14 protein-coding genes are annotated in these 17,203 nt (G+C 39.4%); 6 read left to right on the top strand and 8 right to left on the bottom strand.

Going from position 1 to position 17,203, the window contains the following annotated elements; genetic code table 11:
* Window positions 1–45: 45 nt before the first annotated feature.
* Both ppk1 and mtgA read right to left on the bottom strand, forming a co-directional pair.
* Window positions 46–2,148 (bottom strand): polyphosphate kinase 1, encoded by a 2,103-nt coding sequence (gene ppk1, locus ABDV70_RS07145; RefSeq protein ID WP_343596590.1) that lies wholly within the window; start codon window positions 2,146–2,148, stop codon window positions 46–48.
* A gap of 106 nt (window positions 2,149–2,254) precedes the next feature.
* The gene (gene mtgA / locus ABDV70_RS07140) at window positions 2,255–2,932 is read right to left on the bottom strand and encodes a monofunctional biosynthetic peptidoglycan transglycosylase (RefSeq protein WP_343596589.1); all 678 of its coding nucleotides are present in this window, start codon (window positions 2,930–2,932) and stop codon (window positions 2,255–2,257) included.
* Between the two features lie 70 nt (window positions 2,933–3,002).
* Between mtgA and ABDV70_RS07135 the strand changes: the two genes are divergently transcribed.
* Together ABDV70_RS07135 and ABDV70_RS07130 are read left to right on the top strand one after the other, a co-directional pair.
* A complete protein-coding gene (locus ABDV70_RS07135) occupies window positions 3,003–3,812 on the top strand; it encodes a rhomboid family intramembrane serine protease (RefSeq protein ID WP_343596587.1) in 810 nt (269 codons plus the stop codon).
* 62 nt (window positions 3,813–3,874) lie between these two features.
* The gene (locus ABDV70_RS07130) at window positions 3,875–4,282 is read left to right on the top strand and encodes a MerR family transcriptional regulator (protein WP_343596586.1); all 408 of its coding nucleotides are present in this window, start codon (window positions 3,875–3,877) and stop codon (window positions 4,280–4,282) included.
* A 77-nt stretch (window positions 4,283–4,359) separates the two neighbouring features.
* Here the strand turns inward: ABDV70_RS07130 and ABDV70_RS07125 are convergent, their stop codons facing one another.
* The 3 genes from ABDV70_RS07125 to ABDV70_RS07115 form a co-directional block, all read right to left on the bottom strand.
* Window positions 4,360–5,589: an NADH:flavin oxidoreductase/NADH oxidase family protein gene (locus ABDV70_RS07125; RefSeq protein WP_343596585.1), complete on the bottom strand. Its 1,230-nt coding sequence runs from the start codon at window positions 5,587–5,589 to the stop codon at window positions 4,360–4,362.
* Between the two features lie 117 nt (window positions 5,590–5,706).
* On the bottom strand, window positions 5,707–8,163 hold the full coding sequence (locus ABDV70_RS07120) for an FtsX-like permease family protein (protein ID WP_343596770.1): 2,457 nt from the start codon (window positions 8,161–8,163) through the stop codon (window positions 5,707–5,709).
* On the bottom strand, window positions 8,163–8,867 hold the full coding sequence (locus tag ABDV70_RS07115; RefSeq protein ID WP_343596583.1) for an ABC transporter ATP-binding protein: 705 nt from the start codon (window positions 8,865–8,867) through the stop codon (window positions 8,163–8,165). Before ABDV70_RS07115 ends, ABDV70_RS07120 begins: the two co-directional genes overlap by 1 nt.
* An 87-nt stretch (window positions 8,868–8,954) precedes the next feature.
* On the opposite strand from ABDV70_RS07115, the gene ABDV70_RS07110 reads away from it, so the two are divergent.
* The gene (locus ABDV70_RS07110; RefSeq protein WP_343596768.1) at window positions 8,955–9,539 is read left to right on the top strand and encodes an arylesterase; all 585 of its coding nucleotides are present in this window, start codon (window positions 8,955–8,957) and stop codon (window positions 9,537–9,539) included.
* A 63-nt stretch (window positions 9,540–9,602) separates the two neighbouring features.
* Here the strand turns inward: ABDV70_RS07110 and ABDV70_RS07105 are convergent, their stop codons facing one another.
* Window positions 9,603–10,217 carry a carbonic anhydrase gene (locus ABDV70_RS07105; RefSeq protein WP_343596581.1) on the bottom strand — a complete coding sequence of 205 codons (615 nt, stop codon included), beginning with the start codon at window positions 10,215–10,217 and terminating at the stop codon, window positions 9,603–9,605.
* A gap of 485 nt (window positions 10,218–10,702) precedes the next feature.
* On the opposite strand from ABDV70_RS07105, the gene ABDV70_RS07100 reads away from it, so the two are divergent.
* Window positions 10,703–11,725 carry a hypothetical protein gene (locus ABDV70_RS07100; protein WP_343596580.1) on the top strand — a complete coding sequence of 341 codons (1,023 nt, stop codon included), beginning with the start codon at window positions 10,703–10,705 and terminating at the stop codon, window positions 11,723–11,725.
* A gap of 309 nt (window positions 11,726–12,034) precedes the next feature.
* On the opposite strand, the gene nfuA is transcribed toward ABDV70_RS07100, so the two are convergent.
* Window positions 12,035–12,679 (bottom strand): Fe-S biogenesis protein NfuA, encoded by a 645-nt coding sequence (gene nfuA / locus ABDV70_RS07095; protein WP_343596578.1) that lies wholly within the window; start codon window positions 12,677–12,679, stop codon window positions 12,035–12,037.
* 130 nt (window positions 12,680–12,809) lie between these two features.
* On the opposite strand from nfuA, the gene ABDV70_RS07090 reads away from it, so the two are divergent.
* Both ABDV70_RS07090 and ABDV70_RS07085 read left to right on the top strand, forming a co-directional pair.
* The gene (locus ABDV70_RS07090; RefSeq protein ID WP_343596576.1) at window positions 12,810–13,427 is read left to right on the top strand and encodes a rhomboid family intramembrane serine protease; all 618 of its coding nucleotides are present in this window, start codon (window positions 12,810–12,812) and stop codon (window positions 13,425–13,427) included.
* A 208-nt stretch (window positions 13,428–13,635) separates the two neighbouring features.
* On the top strand, window positions 13,636–15,156 hold the full coding sequence (locus ABDV70_RS07085) for a hypothetical protein (RefSeq protein WP_343596575.1): 1,521 nt from the start codon (window positions 13,636–13,638) through the stop codon (window positions 15,154–15,156).
* Window positions 15,157–15,229: 73 nt separating this feature from the next.
* Here ABDV70_RS07085 and ABDV70_RS07080 read toward each other — a convergent pair whose 3' ends face one another.
* Window positions 15,230–16,855 (bottom strand): inorganic phosphate transporter, encoded by a 1,626-nt coding sequence (locus tag ABDV70_RS07080; protein ID WP_343596574.1) that lies wholly within the window; start codon window positions 16,853–16,855, stop codon window positions 15,230–15,232.
* Between the last annotated feature and the right edge of the window lie 348 nt (window positions 16,856–17,203).

Below are 17,203 nucleotides of genomic sequence, written 5' to 3'. Positions count from 1 at the left end.
AATAAGAGCCATTTTCGGCTCTTATTTTCATTTTAAATGACAAGCTTATTTGTAAGACTCTAACAAAGCCAGTTGTGCACTATATGCAACTTCACCTTCTTGAGGTTTTACGCGTTCCCAAGTGCCATCACTTTGTAACGACCATGCACGTTGATTGTCTTTCAAATAGTTCAATAAACCATGCTGATAAATGCGTTTACGCAATGCTGGATCTTCAATTGGGAAACATGCCTCAACACGGTTAAATAAATTACGATCCATCCAATCTGCACTTGAGCAATAAATTCGTGCATTCCCTTGGTTCGCAAAATAATAAACGCGTGTATGTTCTAGGAAACGTCCCACAATCGAACGCACTCGAATATTCTCAGACAACCCCGGCAAGCCCGGACGTAAGCAACAAATCGAACGAATAATCAGATCAACTTGTACACCTGCCTGTGATGCTTCATACAATTTATTAATCAACTGGACTTCAGTTAATGCATTGACTTTAATAATAATTCGGGCTTCTTTTCCTGCTTTAGCCGCATTAATTTCATCCTCGATATATCCCATCAAATGACTATGCAGGGTAAATGGTGCATGCAGCAATTTTTTTAATTTTGCCATTTTGCCCATACCTGTCAGTTCCTGAAAGATACGATGGACGTCTTCACACAGCTCTTTTTCGGTGGTCAATAAACCATAGTCGGTATAAATTCGAGCATTACCTGCATGGTAGTTCCCTGTCCCCAAATGCGCATAACGCACCAATTTATTGTTTTCACGGCGTACCACCAAAATCATTTTGGCATGGGTTTTATATCCCACAATACCGTAAACAACGACAGCTCCCGCCTCTTGTAATACGTTGGCAACTTCAATATTTGATTCTTCATCAAAACGCGCACGTAACTCAATGACCGCAGTCACTTCTTTACCATTGCGGGCAGCCTCTGCCAAAACCTGAACAATTTCAGAGTTCGCACCACTACGGTAAAGCGTTTGTTTAATCGCAAGCACTTGTGGGTCACGTGCTGCTTCACGTAAAAAAGAAATAACTGGTGCAAAAGATTCAAATGGATGATGTAACAAAATATCCTGCTTACGCATTGCAGCAAAAATATTCTCAGCCTTGGTCAATGCTTTTGGAATAACAGGTGTAAACGCATCATATTTAAGATGTGGGCGTTTAAAATTCGACAATAATCGTGCTAAGTTGACAGGGCCATCGACCTTGTATAATTCTTTGTCGCTGAGTTCAAATTCTTTTAATAGATAGTCATAAATCTGTTGCGGACAATTTTCTGTCACTTCCAAACGAACTGCGCGACCAAAACGACGTGAACTTAACTCACCTTTTAACGCTTTTGCCAAATCCTCAACATCTTCATTCAATGCAAGGTCGGCATTTCGTGTCACACGGAACTGATAACAACCTGTTGCCGTCATGCCAGGGAACAAATCAGACACATGTTCATGAATAATAGCGGAAAGCATCACATGATGTTCTTTGCCGTCTGTCAATTCATCTGGCAAACGAACGACTCGAGGCAATGAACGTGGTGCAGGCACAACCGCCAAATCAATTTGACGACCAAATGCGTCCTTTCCTTCCAAAGTCACAATAAAGTTTAAACTTTTATTGACCAAACGTGGAAATGGATGTGCAGGATCTAGACTAATCGGTGTTAATACAGGTGCAACCTGTTCCTGAAAATATTTACGAATCCATACCGTTTGTGCTGGAGTCAATTCACCACGACGCAAAAAGCAAATATCTTCTTCACGTAACTTTGGTAAAATTTCCTGATTTAAAATACGATACTGACGTTCAATCGCTTCATGTGCAGTTTTGGAAATTTTTTCTAAGACTTGTTTTGGCGTTAAACCATCTGGCGTATGGCTTTCATTGCTTAACGTCAACTGTTCCATCATTCCCGCAACACGAATTTCAAAAAACTCATCTAAATTACGTGAAAAAATAAGTAGAAAATTAAACCGTTCAAGCAAAGGATGTCGTGGATCGACTGCCTGTTCTAAAACGCGTAAATGGAAATCAAGAATCGATAATTCCCGATTAATATAACGATCATTATACGCATATTCACTTGCGATAAGTGCTTTAGATGCTGTTGACGGTGTAGGAGATACCTCGGTATTCATGCTCTGTTCCGTAATCTTTTAATCTATAGCGTTAGTATGCTTCATCTTTATGACAATTTCATAAAATTTCTGTATTAAAATTCAAAAACATACCATTTTTCTACAATTATTCAGGTAATTGACTATATCGAATATATTTGGCAATAAAACGTTTTCGAAATTTGAATTTACTGTCGTTTGGATGTTCTTGATAATATTTTGGATTGGGCAATAATGCTGCAAGAAAAATCGCCTGATCACGGGTTAAATGTGCACTACTTTTATGAAAATAATGTCGTGAAGCAGCTTCAACACCATAGATATTTTCGCCTAACTCTACCGAATTGACATATGTTTCTAAAATCCGTTGCTTAGACCACAACATTTCCATCATCCAAGTTGCAATCGCTTCTTGCCCTTTGCGAAGAAATGAACGCTGATTATAAAGAAACAGATTTTTTGCCAATTGTTGAGAGATCGTCGAGCCACCTGCCACAATTTCCCCATCTTCTTTATTTCGCTGCAATGCCGCCATCATTCCATCAATATCAAATCCATGATGATGAATAAACTTGCCATCTTCCCCTGCAATTACGGCACGTTTAAATTGGTCACTGATCTCGTCATAGTCACGCCATTGATGGTGAATCACCGCATCAGGATGTTGCCATTGATCAATACGCATAAACATTGTGGTCTGAACAGGTGAAAATTTCCACCAACATAAACTCAGAAAAATCCAGAGTTGAATCAGTAAAAAAAGACCAAACATCAACATTACAATACGCTGAATCAATAATTTCATTCTTACAACGCGCTCCCTTCTGCAAGCATGCTTATGTTAAGCTGAGATTTTAAAAGTGACACAGCATAACATGCCAAAAATAAGACAACCTTCATTTTATCACCAGCAAATCAATTTACAGTTATGGTGGATGACTGCGGTATTGATCGCGCTCAATGCAGGTCTATATTTATGGCAAATTTCGACAGGCGTAGATCCACAGCAACCCAGCGTGACTGATGCGTTAATTTGGGGTGCGGACTATTCTCCGCTTACTTTCTTAGAAGAACCTGAACGCCTGTTTACCAGTATCTTTTTTCATTTTGGATTTATTCATTTAGCCCTCAACATGTGGGCACTTTATATTTTTGGTCATATTGCAGAGCAAATTTTCGGACGTTTCTATTTTTTAAGTCTTTATTTGTTGTGTGGATTATCTGGTAGTTTGCTTAGCAGTTGGCTCAGCATTCATAATAGCTACGCTTTTTTACAACAACACGATCTGGCTTTGCTGCCACATTTGAATGCAGGCGCATCGGGTGCTGTGATGGGAATCGGTGGAGCATTAACAATTTTGTCCTTTTTCCCGCCACTTCCCGATCAGTCTTTTATTTTGCTCAAACGCACCTTACTACTGGTTATTGGGTTAAATTTTGGAATTGGATTACTCACACCTAATATTAATAATGCCGCACATTTGGGCGGGTTGTTAATGGGTGCTTTACTTGGACTGATCTGGATGCTGCTGCAACAGAAACAGCATCCAAAGTTGGCAATCATCTGTGGGTTCTGTTTTGGTACATTGACTGTTATTGCAGCTTATTTATATTGTCAGCATCTGGTGGTCGGAATTGAACCTTTATGGCATGCTATTTTGGAACAAATGCGGCTCTTAAATTAAGCTAAACTTATGGTTCTCATGCTTTAAAATAAATATTAATTGGAAACTTTATAAAATCATCTATGAATATTAGTGACTTATCAAAATTAAGTGGACTTAACGCTCCAACAATTCGATATTATGAACAAATCAAATTATTGCCAAAAGCCAAACGCAAGGCAAATGGTTATCGCGAATATACAACGCAAGATCTCCAACAGCTTTTCTTGATTAAACAAGCACAACAGGTTGGTTTTTCTTTGGCTGAAATTAAGACATTTTTACCGCCCCATGTCGCAGGTTGGGATCAGGATAAGCTTGTTTATATTTTGAATCAGAAAGTTAAAGAAATTGAGGAGCTTGAAATTAAACTTGCCAAAAACAAAAAAAATTTGCTTGAAATGGTCGAAGCGATTCAAAATACCCCTCAAGATATCAGTTGTGAAGAAAATACACAGCGGTTATTGGGCCCTCTTTATCATGCAACTTAATTACAAGTTTCACTCCCCAGCCACAATCCAAATCGCTTAAAAAGCTGCCGAAGCAGCTTTTTCCTTCGCTCAAAATATTATCCCAATTGCGCCATCCGTTTTTTATATTGCTTGGTCCGACAATGCATTGTCGCTTGGTGTACACACAATGCCCACGCAGGAGAAACATTTGGATGGGGTGCTTCCGCATGACTGAGTTTATTCAATTGAAATTTGACAACAGCCATATTCGCCAGTGAAGCAAAGACTTTATTTTTCCACATGACGGGTTTTATTTCTGGAATAACATCTTTTCCTTGCTGCCACAAATGAGGTAAATTTGGCTCTACTGATAAAGCCGTTGCCATACCTACAATCGCAATGCCTTGATCTACTACATTTTCTGCAACTGCTTTACGGCGAATTCCACCTGTTACCATTATCGGCATATTTGCAACTTTACCAATTTCTTGAGCGAACTCTAAAAAGTAAGCTTCTCTAGCCAGTGTCCGACCATCACGTGCCCGCCCCTGCATTGCAGGTGCTTCATAGTTCCCCCCAGACAACTCGACAAAATCAATTGCATATTGATTCAACATCGAAATGACTTGCTTTGCATCATCTGTACTAAAACCACCACGCTGAAAATCTGCTGAGTTGAGTTTGACAGCAACGACAAATGTTGGAGAAACAATGGCTCGTACCGCTTTAACAATTTCAATAAGCATCCTTGCCCGATTTTCCAAAGAACCACCCCATTGGTCAGTTCGATGATTGGTTAATGGCGAAAGAAACTGGCTGAGCAAATAGCCATGTGCAGCATGAATTTCTACACCTGTAAATCCTGCTTGTTCAGCAAGCTGTGCTGTCGTTGCGAAACGCTGAATCACCTCTTGAATCTTGTCTTCTGTCATGACGTATGGCGTATTAAACCGATTGGAAAGTTTGTCCAAATCTAAAGCAATTGCAGAGGGCGCCCATGTTTTTTGCCCTAAATTAGATTGCATTTGACGTCCAGGATGATTGATTTGCAAGCAAAATGCTGCCCCATGTGAACGACCAATAGATGCCCATTTTTTAAATTTTTCAAGATCGGTTTTATCTTCGAGTACCACACCGCCAGGCCCTGTCATTGCATGACGATCTACCATGATATTGCCACTAATGATCAGCCCAACACCCCCTTTCGCCCAAGTATTATATAATGTCATTAATTGTTCTGATGGTGCTTGATTCTCATCTGCCATATTCTCTTCCATCGCGGCTGTTGCGAGCCGGTTTGGAAGAACAACGCCATTGGGTAAAGTTAGTTCAGTAAATAACTTCATGTTCAATCTCTTATTTGCTTATCCATTTACTCTAAGCTTAAAGTGAACTTTAAGGTCAATATGGAACGATTCAGCAATTTGTAAATTTAAACAATGCAGTAGAACAACCTCAGATGCTCATTCCCGAAGTGCCAACAATGGAGAAACTTGATAAATATGGCGGAAACAATAACGTGCAATCAAAATACACATCAACGTCATGCTCGTAGGTAAAATCAGCCACAGATTCAAATGAAACTGCATATTTAAGCCAAGCTTATACCCAGCAATTGCACTAATCACTTCTGCAAAAATACAGGCAATAATGCCTGCACATGCACCAATAAAACCAAATTCAAGACTAAACATTCGTTTTACTTGTTGCTGTGAACTCCCAAAAGCCCGCAATAAAGCCACTTCATATCTACGCTCATCCATCAATAAATTTAAACAGGCAACCAATACCAAAAAACCAGAAATTGCCACGAGCGTCGCTAAAATGGTGATGACTTTCACCAATATTCCCAATAATGCTTTAACTTGTTCAAGAATATTACTAATATCAATAAATACTGTGGTGCTATTATTCTGAATTAAATCAATTAGTTCGGTTTTATCCTGTGGTGGAACATAGAAACTCCCCAAATAACTTCCTGCATTTTCATCTAAAGTTTTAGGTGCAAAAATAAAAAAGAAGTTTGGACTAAAACTTTCCCAAGTCACTTTTCTAAAATTGACCACTTTTGCATTTAGGTTTCCTTCAGGCAATTGGAAAGTTAATTGATCTCCTAGTTGGATTCCTAAAGCCTGTGCAGTTTTTTCTTCTACCGAAACCTCACCTGCTTTTTCCAATTGAGCCGTGCCCTGTACAACACGATTATCTGATGGATAAACAGCCGATTGCGTCAAGTTTAATTCTCGTCTTAAGCTATTGTTCTGCTGGATTAATTCATTAGAAAAAGCCTGACCATTTTTAGCAATCAACCTTGCACGAATGTTGGGATATAACGGTGTATGTGACCAACCGTTGCGCGATAGCTGCTTTTCAAAAGCAGGCTTATCCATAGGCGGCAAACCATAAACAAATTGGTTTGGCGTATTTGCAGGTAATTGTTGTTGCCAACGATTAAATAAATCTGTTTTAAGCACCAATAAAACCGACATTAGACTCACACCCAATGCCAAAACGGTAATATAACTTGCCATTTGTGCAGGCATACGCGCATAGACAGAGAATCGATTTTTCTGTTGTTTAAGCCATTTTAAAAACAACCACAACAGACTAAAAAACACCACACCAATCAATAAAATAGCGACAAGCAAACCAAGCGTTAAACTCAAATTACCTGTGAGTATAAAACTCAGGACAGCTAAACTAAATATGCCTGTTATCGCAGTCCATACATAGCGACCTTGTGCGACACTTTCTGGTCGAATGACTCGAATGGGTGGGATCTTAAAAAGTTGATAAATATTGGGCGCCATAAAGCCAAACAAGACACAACTACTGGTCAACAATGCGATTCCTAACGATGGCAATAAACTTTCAAAACCCAATAAGCTCAAATCTAAATTTGGAATGAACTGCAACATGATTTGCAGTAATAACCCACCTATGCCTAGGCCAACGATGCACCCTACTACTGCCGAAATAATCATAATACTCAACATCAAGAGCATAACCATTGTTAGAATCTGACGTTGACTTGCACCCAAACAGCGAAGTAATGCCATCTGATCCTGACTTTGCTGTACATAACGGCGACTTGCTAGTGCAATGGCAATGCCACATAGCAAAACAGTGATCAAATTGCTCAATTGCAAAAATAAATCCAAATTTCGCAGCGGTCTTAGTAAACGACTGTTGCCCTGTCTGGCATCACGCAATAACAGATTTCCTGTTACCTGATTTTGAGCCTCATGCTGAAGCTGTGCATGATGTTGCTGAAACCATTGTTGATAGTTTTGAATCTGTGTTGATGTACCCGAAAGCAATAACCGATATTCAATACGACTGCCAGTCTGGACAGCATGGGTTTGTGCAATATCCTGATTGGAAATAATCACGGTAGGAGAAAATCCAGAAAAGCCCATTTCCTGATTTAAATCTCGTTGAATCATCCCTGTAAATTTAAGTTTGGCATCAGCAATAGACACTTCATCCCCGAGTTTTACCTTGAGGAGTTCTTGCGCTCGGGGACTTAACCAAACTTGACCTTGCTTAATCTGTGCCTGATGCGACGAAATTTGCAATTTCCCTCTCAGGGGATAATGTTGATCCACCGCTTTTACCGTGACCATCACAAATTGATTATCGGTTCGGGCCATCGTGCCAAAAACCATCACCTGCGACTGTCGTAATTGAAGTTGTTGTGCCTGTTTCACATATTGCGATTGAATCGGGTTCTGATCTGTCAAAGCCAAATCAGCCGCCAACATTTGTGCTGCTTGTAAACGCACGGCCTGTTGAATTTGACCATTACTAAACTTTAACGCTGTCGTTGCACAAATCGCCAGACTTAATGCGATCATGAGTAACCATAAACTCTGGTTACGCAGACTTTGCTGTAACAACGGTTTAAATAAGGTATTCATCATCCGCCGTCCTTATCATGCTGTACGACAAAAAGCTGACCACTTTTAAGTTCATAATGTCGTTGGCATTGACTTGCCAAATTTAAATCATGTGTCACCAAAATCAGAGTCACACCCATTTCCCGGTTTAGCTCAAATAAAAGCTGTTCAATGTCCTGTGCAGTCTGACGATCTAAATTTCCAGTCGGTTCATCGGCAAAAATAATTTTGGGTTGTGTCACCAAGGCTCTGGCAATGGCGACACGTTGTTGTTCCCCACCCGATAACACTTTGGGCATTTGGTAGATCTGGTCAGATAATCCCACACGCTCCAACATTGTTTCAGCCTGTCGCACTGCTTTGGCATATTCAAAATTGGGCTGCAACCTCAGCGGCAACAAAACATTTTCAAGTGCAGATAAATGTGCAAGCAACTGAAATGATTGAAAAACAAAACCAACATTTTGCAACCGCAATTTGGCTCGTTGTTCCTCATTTAAGGTATGTACGGGTTGCCCACACAACCACAACTCACCCGAACTTGCCCGATCTAGCGTTGCCAAGATGCCCAATAATGTCGATTTTCCTGAACCAGAACGTCCCGTAATGGCGACTTGTTCGCCTTCCACAATTTCAAGATTGATCTGTTGCAAAATCGTGAGGGTTTTATGTTGGATTTGAATCTGTTGACTTAAATGCTGTGCTGAAATTATCAGTTGTGGCATGATAAAAAATCCTAGCTGATCAGATCAAGGGAGATGTGGATGCTCATTGCCTTACGCGTTAAACAAGCCGTTCACTGTCTAATTGTTATGTGTTTGCCTGCTGCTGTTTATGCCAAAACAATCATGATTTTGGGTGATAGCATTAGTGCAGGTTATGGGCTACAACCGCAACAAGGTTGGGTGACGCAATTACAACAGCGCCTAAATCAACAGTATCCGAAAAAACATCAAGTGGTCAATGCCAGTGTCAGTGGCGAAACCAGTTCGGGCGCACTTGCACGTTTGCCCCGCCTATTACAGACGTATAAACCCCATATTGTGGTCATTGAACTCGGTGGTAATGATGGTTTACGTGGGCAGCCGCCTCAAATCTTGCAGCAAAATCTAGGAAAATTGGTCAGTCTAAGCCAGCAAAGTCAAGCAACAGTGATTTTACTGGGGATGAAAATTCCACCTAACTATGGACAAGCCTACACACAAGCCTTTGAAAAAACATACCTTTCAGTAAGCCAACAATACAAGGTTAAATACTTGCCATTTTTCATGAAAGGAATTGCAGGACATCCTCAACTCATGCAAAAAGATTTAATCCATCCCAATGCACAGGCGCAATCGATTCTTTTAAATAATGCATATCCTTATATTCAACAGGCATTACACGCTAAACCTTAATTTTTAAAACCATCAGGCATAAAAAAAGGCACTAAAATCAGTGCCCTTCTTATTTCATTTTATTTAAAAATCAAAGAAAACGACTTCGCCTGTTTCCAATGAATATTCGGCACCGACAATAATCAATTTACCTTTGGCAATTAAACTCTCAAGTACTGCCGAACCATGACGTAATTGATTCACCGATGCAAATACATTTGAACGTACCGCATGGGTCGATAACTTACATAGGTCATGTTTTAATTCAGTTTGTAATAAAATTTCAACTGAAGGACGTACCCGATTTACAATCGACATTAAATTGGCTGATGGGGGTTGCTCTGGGTTCATCAGCGTGTCAATCGTTGCCTGAATCGCGCCACAATGACTATGACCCAACACCACCACAACCGCACAATCATAGCGTTCTGCTGCAAATTCAACACTTCCAACTTGAGAAGGTGCCACAATATTGCCCGCAACGCGAATCACAAACAAATCGCCTAATCCCTGATCAAATACAATTTCAGCAGGAACACGTGAATCTGAACAACCTAAAACAATTGCAAATGGATTTTGATCCTGTGCCAATTGTGTACGCTGCTCATGAGAAACTACATTTGCAATAGAAGATTTTCCATTGATAAAACGCTGATTCCCTTGTTTTAAACGTTCAAGGGCTTCTTGTGCCGTTAACATACTTTTCCCATTCACTGACCGATAAGAGTGACTTACATTGTAAAGTCAGATGCTACGTTTGTCATTGACAAAAATTATTGTTTTCAACTCATTTCTCTATTTTTTTAAACTCAAATTATTCCTACATACAATTTACTTTAATATATAATATGTTGCTAAAATAACACCCTACTTAAAACTTTGCAGACAAAAAACAGAATTTATTATTTTTCCATTAAAAGACAAAAAATAGAGACCTATTCCATTTCTAAACATCTTTTTTTCTTGTTCTTGAGCTTAGATGATTCACGCATTTAGATTGATGAGCATGAATATTTTTAAACTGACGATTTTTGCTTTTTATGTGCGATCAATCGTGCCGACTTTAAATTGATTTTGCCAAGTTCATCATCCGCGCTTTTTTTAAACATACACATGATTTACACCTTCTTTGTCCCTCTAGACACGTTATACTCAAACACATGTCTTTTGTGCTGTAGCTATTGATGACTGATTACACACCACATCCCCTTATTGAGCAACTCATTGAAGCACACCTCGATTTTTTAGAGCAAGAATTTGGTACATCTTCCACAGTACAAAATGAATGCCAATCATTTTTTGATTGGTTTAAAAGCCAAACACTACAAGACCTTTGGCAAGTTGAGCAGCTTCAACAACTCATCCAACAACAAATTTTAAATACCCCATTCAGTGATTTTTTTATCGAACAATGTGCGACACATCTTCATTTCGCACTCAGCCACGATATCAATGACAGCACCAAAATTGAAGATATATTCGATGTTATGGCAATTGACCGACTCGCCCAATATATTTCAAGTAAAAGTGAACACCGCATAAAACTGGTTCATAACATCGTGAACCACCCTTCATTTAGTGCTTTAATTTCCCAGCTTATTCAGCATACGCTTCAAGACTATCTTGACCATAGCATGAACAAACGCGTTCCAAATGTTGGACGCTTTATGAAAATGGGAAAATCTGTTTTAGAAACCGTTACCGACAGCCGTCTGGATGACACGATTGCAAACTATTTGCAAAAAAACATCCTAAAATTAAGCCAACTGAGTGAACAGGTCCTGAATCAGCATTTTGATGATGAGAAACTCTATCATTTTCAGGCAAATTTATGGCACAAAATTAAAAACCAGCCATTGAGTGTATTGAAAAATTATGTGGTTTTAGAAGACTTGCCTCAAATCACTGATCTGATCAATCAATTTTGGGAATATTTGCGCCAAAGTGATTATTTAAAACAACAACTACATGATGGAATTTATACGTGGTATATCCGCAACCAACAACGCCCGTTCGATTTACTTTTGCAAGATTTAAATATTCATGCAGACTTACTTCAAAATGAATTATATAACCTCATTGAACCGCTTATTTTTAGACTGGTTTCTACGGGTTATTTTCGTCAGCGAGCACGCACATTGTTAGTGAAATTTTATTATTCAGATGCAACCCGTACACTCCTCACGCAAACTCACAGCAGTCAATGATGCGCTGTGCCGCAAACAAAATCCCGTGACAACCTGTTTATCCCGAACATGAAAAAATAACGAGGCAGATGGTCAGGCTTAATTGGATCAAGCGCATCAAATTAAGCCGCCAATGGGCATAGATTTGACTTTCAGACTTTGTTTGATAACACCATCAAAACCAATAGGTATTTTTTATATCATCTATTTACTCAGTCCGTGTCTATTTGGCTTTAGCTCAATTCAAAACACCAAACCGCATGACTTTCCTTGCTTTTCTCAAGAGATAAAAAAGACCTCACAAGGAGATCTTTTTAAAGCAAAGCAGACTTATTTAAAATAAGCCCCTTCAGCTTGCGAGTGGTCAGTTTGGTCAACCACACGTTGTAACTCTGGAATATGCTCACGCAAAGTAGTTTCAACACCTTGTTTCAAAGTCACATCAATTGCTGAACAGCCTTGGCATCCACCACCAAATTTCAAGACAGCCGTTAAGCCATGTTCAGCATCTTCGACCACTTCAACCAAAGAACAGTTACCACCGTGACCTGCAAGTCCAGGGTTAATTTCTGCTTGAAGAATATAAATAATACGCTCTTCAATTGACGCATCTGGTCCAACACGTGGTACTTTCGAGTTTGGTGCACGAAAAGTTAACTGACCACCAAAACGGTCTTTGTTATAGTCAATAACTGCATCACGCAAATAAGGAATAGACGGTGCATCAATAAATGCAGGAAAATCTGGATAATCTTGTTTATAGTCTGTAGGTACTACTTCTTCTGGAGCACTATATGCCATACAACATTCTGCACGAGGTGTCCCAGCACTTTCTACAAAAATACGAACACCAATTCCTGGCGTATTTTGTTTTGCCAGTAAATCTGCTAAATATTCTTGAGCAGTCGGTGTGATCAATAAATTTGGAATTTCTTCTGTTCCTGCCACCGCAGAGTTGTTGTTCTCAGTCGACATGACGTTTGCTTTCCTCAATATGAAGGCTGTATTTTAACTAAAAATATGGGGTAATTGAGAAAAATCAACTAAAATTGTCGGAATTCTTTTTTACCCTTCATACTGACTTAAATATTTGCGATAAAATTTTATGCTTCATTTGCCTTTTAATCATAGTATTACCCTGATTATTATTACAGTGATTGTGTCCTTGCTGGCTTTTTCAAATCAAGCCGTCATGAACCGACTGATTTTTTGGCCGCCTGCCATGCAAAAAGGTCAATATGATCGTTTTATTACGCATGGTTTTGTTCACGCCGATGGTACGTACCTTCTGTTTAATATGATTACTTTGTTCTTTTTCGGTAGTGCCATTGAACAGTTTTATCGACAATATGCCTTTAATATGGGATTTGTATTGTTCTATCTGGGTGCGCTGATTTTTGCAATTTTACCGAGCTACATCAAACATAAAAATGACTATCAATGGGCAAGTCTAGGTGCATCGGGCGCTGTTTCTGCTGTTTTATTTGCCTATATCTTGTTTAAACCATGGAGTCTAATTCTGGTCTTTTTTATTCCAGTCCCAGCGATTATTTTTGCGGTCCTTTATGTGGGATATAGCATTTGGTCTGCCAAAAGAACAGGACAACATATCAACCATAGCGCACACCTTTGGGGTGCTGCTTATGGTGTCGTTGTAACGATTTTAGTCAATCCCAAAGTTCTGCCACATTTCTTATCAGCTTTAACCCAACTTCCATTCTAAACTCTCAGGTCTATTGATGATTGGATATCCCAATCCACTCATCATCAATAGCCCTGCCGCTTGACCTGTTTGAATCAAACTTTTGTACAAGCTGTTATCATTGGCTACATTTTTACCTCAAATTTGGCAATAAATGCTAGGCACAAAGGTCTTTGTCACGCCATAATAATAAAATACGACTGTAGTGTAATTTTAAAGGACAATGTGCATGTCAGACGCACCAGAAGGACTACAATTTCCTCTAGACGAAGAGCACCAACGTATTAGTACCTCTCGTACTGGTCAACAGATCTTATCTGAAGCACTTGCTTTGGTGGATAATAAAGCCTCTCAAGACGTGCTAAAAGAAAAAAACTGGCGAAAAAAATATCCTCGCTATTTTAAATCAATGGTAGAACACGGCATCCGTTTATGTGAGAACCCCGTTAAAATTGCAGAACATGGCTTACAAAAAGCACATCAACTTTTTGAATTTTATCGTGATGGCTCTAAAGTTTCCCTCAAAGACTTTATGGATATTCCCCACATCCATCGTTTATATAGCATGACCATAAAAGGACAAAGCACTCAAGCCCCCGAATGGTATATTCCATATCAAGGTCAGAAATTACAAGGTCAAACCTTACTCAATCAACTAGAACGATGGGAACAACAAGGCATTATTGAACCTAGTCATGCTCAGGCTCTAAGAACAGTACACGCTCATCCTGAATGGCTTGATCTATCTGACCGTACTTTGGTTTTATTTGGTGCAGGTTCCGAAGCAGGTCCGCTCACATGGCTGTCTAAATGGAAAGCCAATATTGTTGCCGTTGATTTACCTAGTGAAAAAGTTTGGACACGCATTTTAAATACGATTCAACAAGGCAATGCAACGCTGATCGCACCATCAAATCAGCGTTTGACTCAAACAGATCAAATCGCAGAAAATTTAGGTGCAAATTTACTCACACAAACACCTGAAATTGCCCAATGGCTTGCCGAAATGCCAAAACATCTAGACTTAGCAGCAATCGCCTACCTAGATGGTGAAAAACATGTTCGTGTTGCGATGGCAATGGATGCAATCATGCAATATGTCAGTACAAAAAAACCTGACAGCAGTTTGATGTTTATGTGTACACCTACAGATATCTACGCTGTTCCGCATCAGGTGATGGCAAGAGCACAGCAAAAAGTAAAACAATGTTCTTCTTTGGAAAAACTCCTTGCTAAGGGCATCTCCCGACTCACAATCCATCGTTTTCTTAAACCGCATACGCATCAGTTAATCCGTGCGGATAATGGCAAAGATTATAGTATTGCAGACTGTCTGGTACTGGAACAAGGTCCAAACTATGCACTGGCAAAACGCATTCAGCAATGGCGGGCTACCGTTGCCAGAGAACAAGGACAACATGTCTGTATTAATATTGCACCTTCAACTACAACGCATTCCGTAACCAAAAATCCGTTACTCAAAGCAGCTTTTGCGGGTGCACATTTATTTGATGTTGAAGCATTTGAACCTGAAACCACCAATGCCATTATGGCTGCAATGTGGATTCACGATTTGCGTAACCCTGATGCTTTAGCAAACCCTCAAAATAAATTGGATCATCCTTTAGAACTAATGATGGATGGTGCAAATCATGGTGGGTTATGGAATGCCGCCTACTTGGTACGTACAGCCCTTCCTTTTTCTGCGATTTATGGGTTGGTCAAAGAGAAACTTTCATTTAAACGCTAATCTAAAAAATACATATAAAAAAACTTTGCCTCGGCAAAGTTTTTTTATATCAAAAATTTATGCTGGTATTCAGTTATACAAACTTCAAGAACAACCAATATAAACCACCAGACAAACACATGGTAATTGGTAAAGTTAAGACCCAAGCCGAAATAATGCTGCGAATCGTTGCCCACTGTAGGCCAGATTTATTGGCAACCATAGTACCTGCGACCGCACTGTTTAAAACATGCGTTGTTGAAACAGGCAAACCGAAACCATCTGCGGCAGCAATCGTGCTCATTGCAACCAACTCGGCAGACATCCCTTGCGCATAATTCATATGGTCTTTACCAATACGCTCGCCCACGGTAACAACAATACGTTTCCAACCCACCATTGTTCCAAGACCAAGTGCTAAAGCAACTGCAACTTTTACCCATGTCGGAATATACTGCAAGAAACTATCCAGATTTTTTTGGTATGTTTTTACAGTCTTCTGCTGTGCTTCATCCCAATGTGGTAATGCATCTTTTTTACCCAGCGTTTTCAATGCCGTAGTACTTAAATACATTTCATTGCGGATTTCACTGACTTGTTTCTCAGGAATATCTTTTACTGATTTATATTGCACCATTTCTTGACTTAAATGATGCGTCATACTTGCCAATGCAGGTAAGACTTCAGGGGTAACTTGCTTATCTTGCAAATAACGAGTCAATACTTGTGATGCTTTTTGATCGTCAATTTTTGGATTATTGGGTGCAATCAATACCGCTGTTTGAGCAGACAATTGACTAAAATCTTGTAGCTGCTGACTATCGATATTTTTATTTAAAGAATAAGCCAGAGGAACCAGACCAACAAGGATGAGCATGATGAGCCCCATACCTTTTTGCCCATCATTCGAGCCATGTGCAAAACTTACCCCTGTACAGGTAAAAATCAGCAATGCACGAATAACAAGTGGTGGTGGTTCTGTGCCTTTTGGTGGCTGGAATAAAGCAAGATGGCGTTTAAAAACCACTTTAACTAAAACAAAAACCAAAGCAGCAAATGCAAAACCAATCAAAGGAGAAAACAGTAACGCCTTTCCAACTTTAATTACCTGATCCAGATCAACGCCGCTACCACTGACGCCTGTAGAAAGGTTCAACAGGTGGTTCATAATTCCAACACCCAAAATTGAACCAATCAAGCTATGAGAACTAGAAGCAGGAATTCCTAAGAACCATGTGCTTAAATTCCAGATAATTGCGGCAATCAGTAATGCAAAGACCATCGCAAAACCTGCACCACTCCCCACATTCATGATGAGTTCTACAGGTAATAACGCAATAATCCCGTAAGCGACAGCGCCACTGGCAAGCATCACACCAAAAAAATTACAAAAACCTGACCACATTACAGCGACAGGTGCAGATAAGGAGTTGGTATAAATTACGGTTGCTACAGCATTAGCTGTATCATGAAAGCCATTTACAAACTCGAACCCCAAGGCAATAACCAAAGCGGTAGATAAAAGGATAACGGAATACAGATTTAACGATGGAACATGGGCTAAATCAGCGTTCACTTGCAAAGCAATATAAATTAATGTCGCAATAATAACCGTCAAAAACACTGGCGTAAAAAATTTAGGCGTCGGTGCATGTACATTTGATGGCTTTACTGGCTCAAGTTGTACTGACTTTTGTGCAGGAGGAATATTTGAATTCATGCAGTCATGTAAAGAGGATCAAAAAGTCCCCTTATTCTTCATTTAAATTGTGACAATTATATGACATTCTGATTTTCAGAAAAAACAATTTTTTGAATTTTGTTTTCATTTTGAATCAGATTGCACAATTTTGAATGTTTTTAATACAACGCATGTTGTCTGCATGAATACTATTTGCTCATTCTTGTCCTTTCCCACACCTTAACGGATCAATTGTTATACGATATTCAATAGCTAAAATATTTCAATATGATGACGATCACATCATATTTTTTAAATTTGTAGATATCGATCTAATAACACATGTTGCCAAAATGGCTTGATGGGCAAATAAAATCAAACAAAAGG

It is taken from the genome of Acinetobacter sp., from assembly GCF_039596015.1.
Taxonomy (GTDB): domain Bacteria; phylum Pseudomonadota; class Gammaproteobacteria; order Pseudomonadales; family Moraxellaceae; genus Acinetobacter.
Note: the sequence above shows the minus strand (reverse complement) of the source record. Positions and strands in the feature narration are given on the sequence as shown.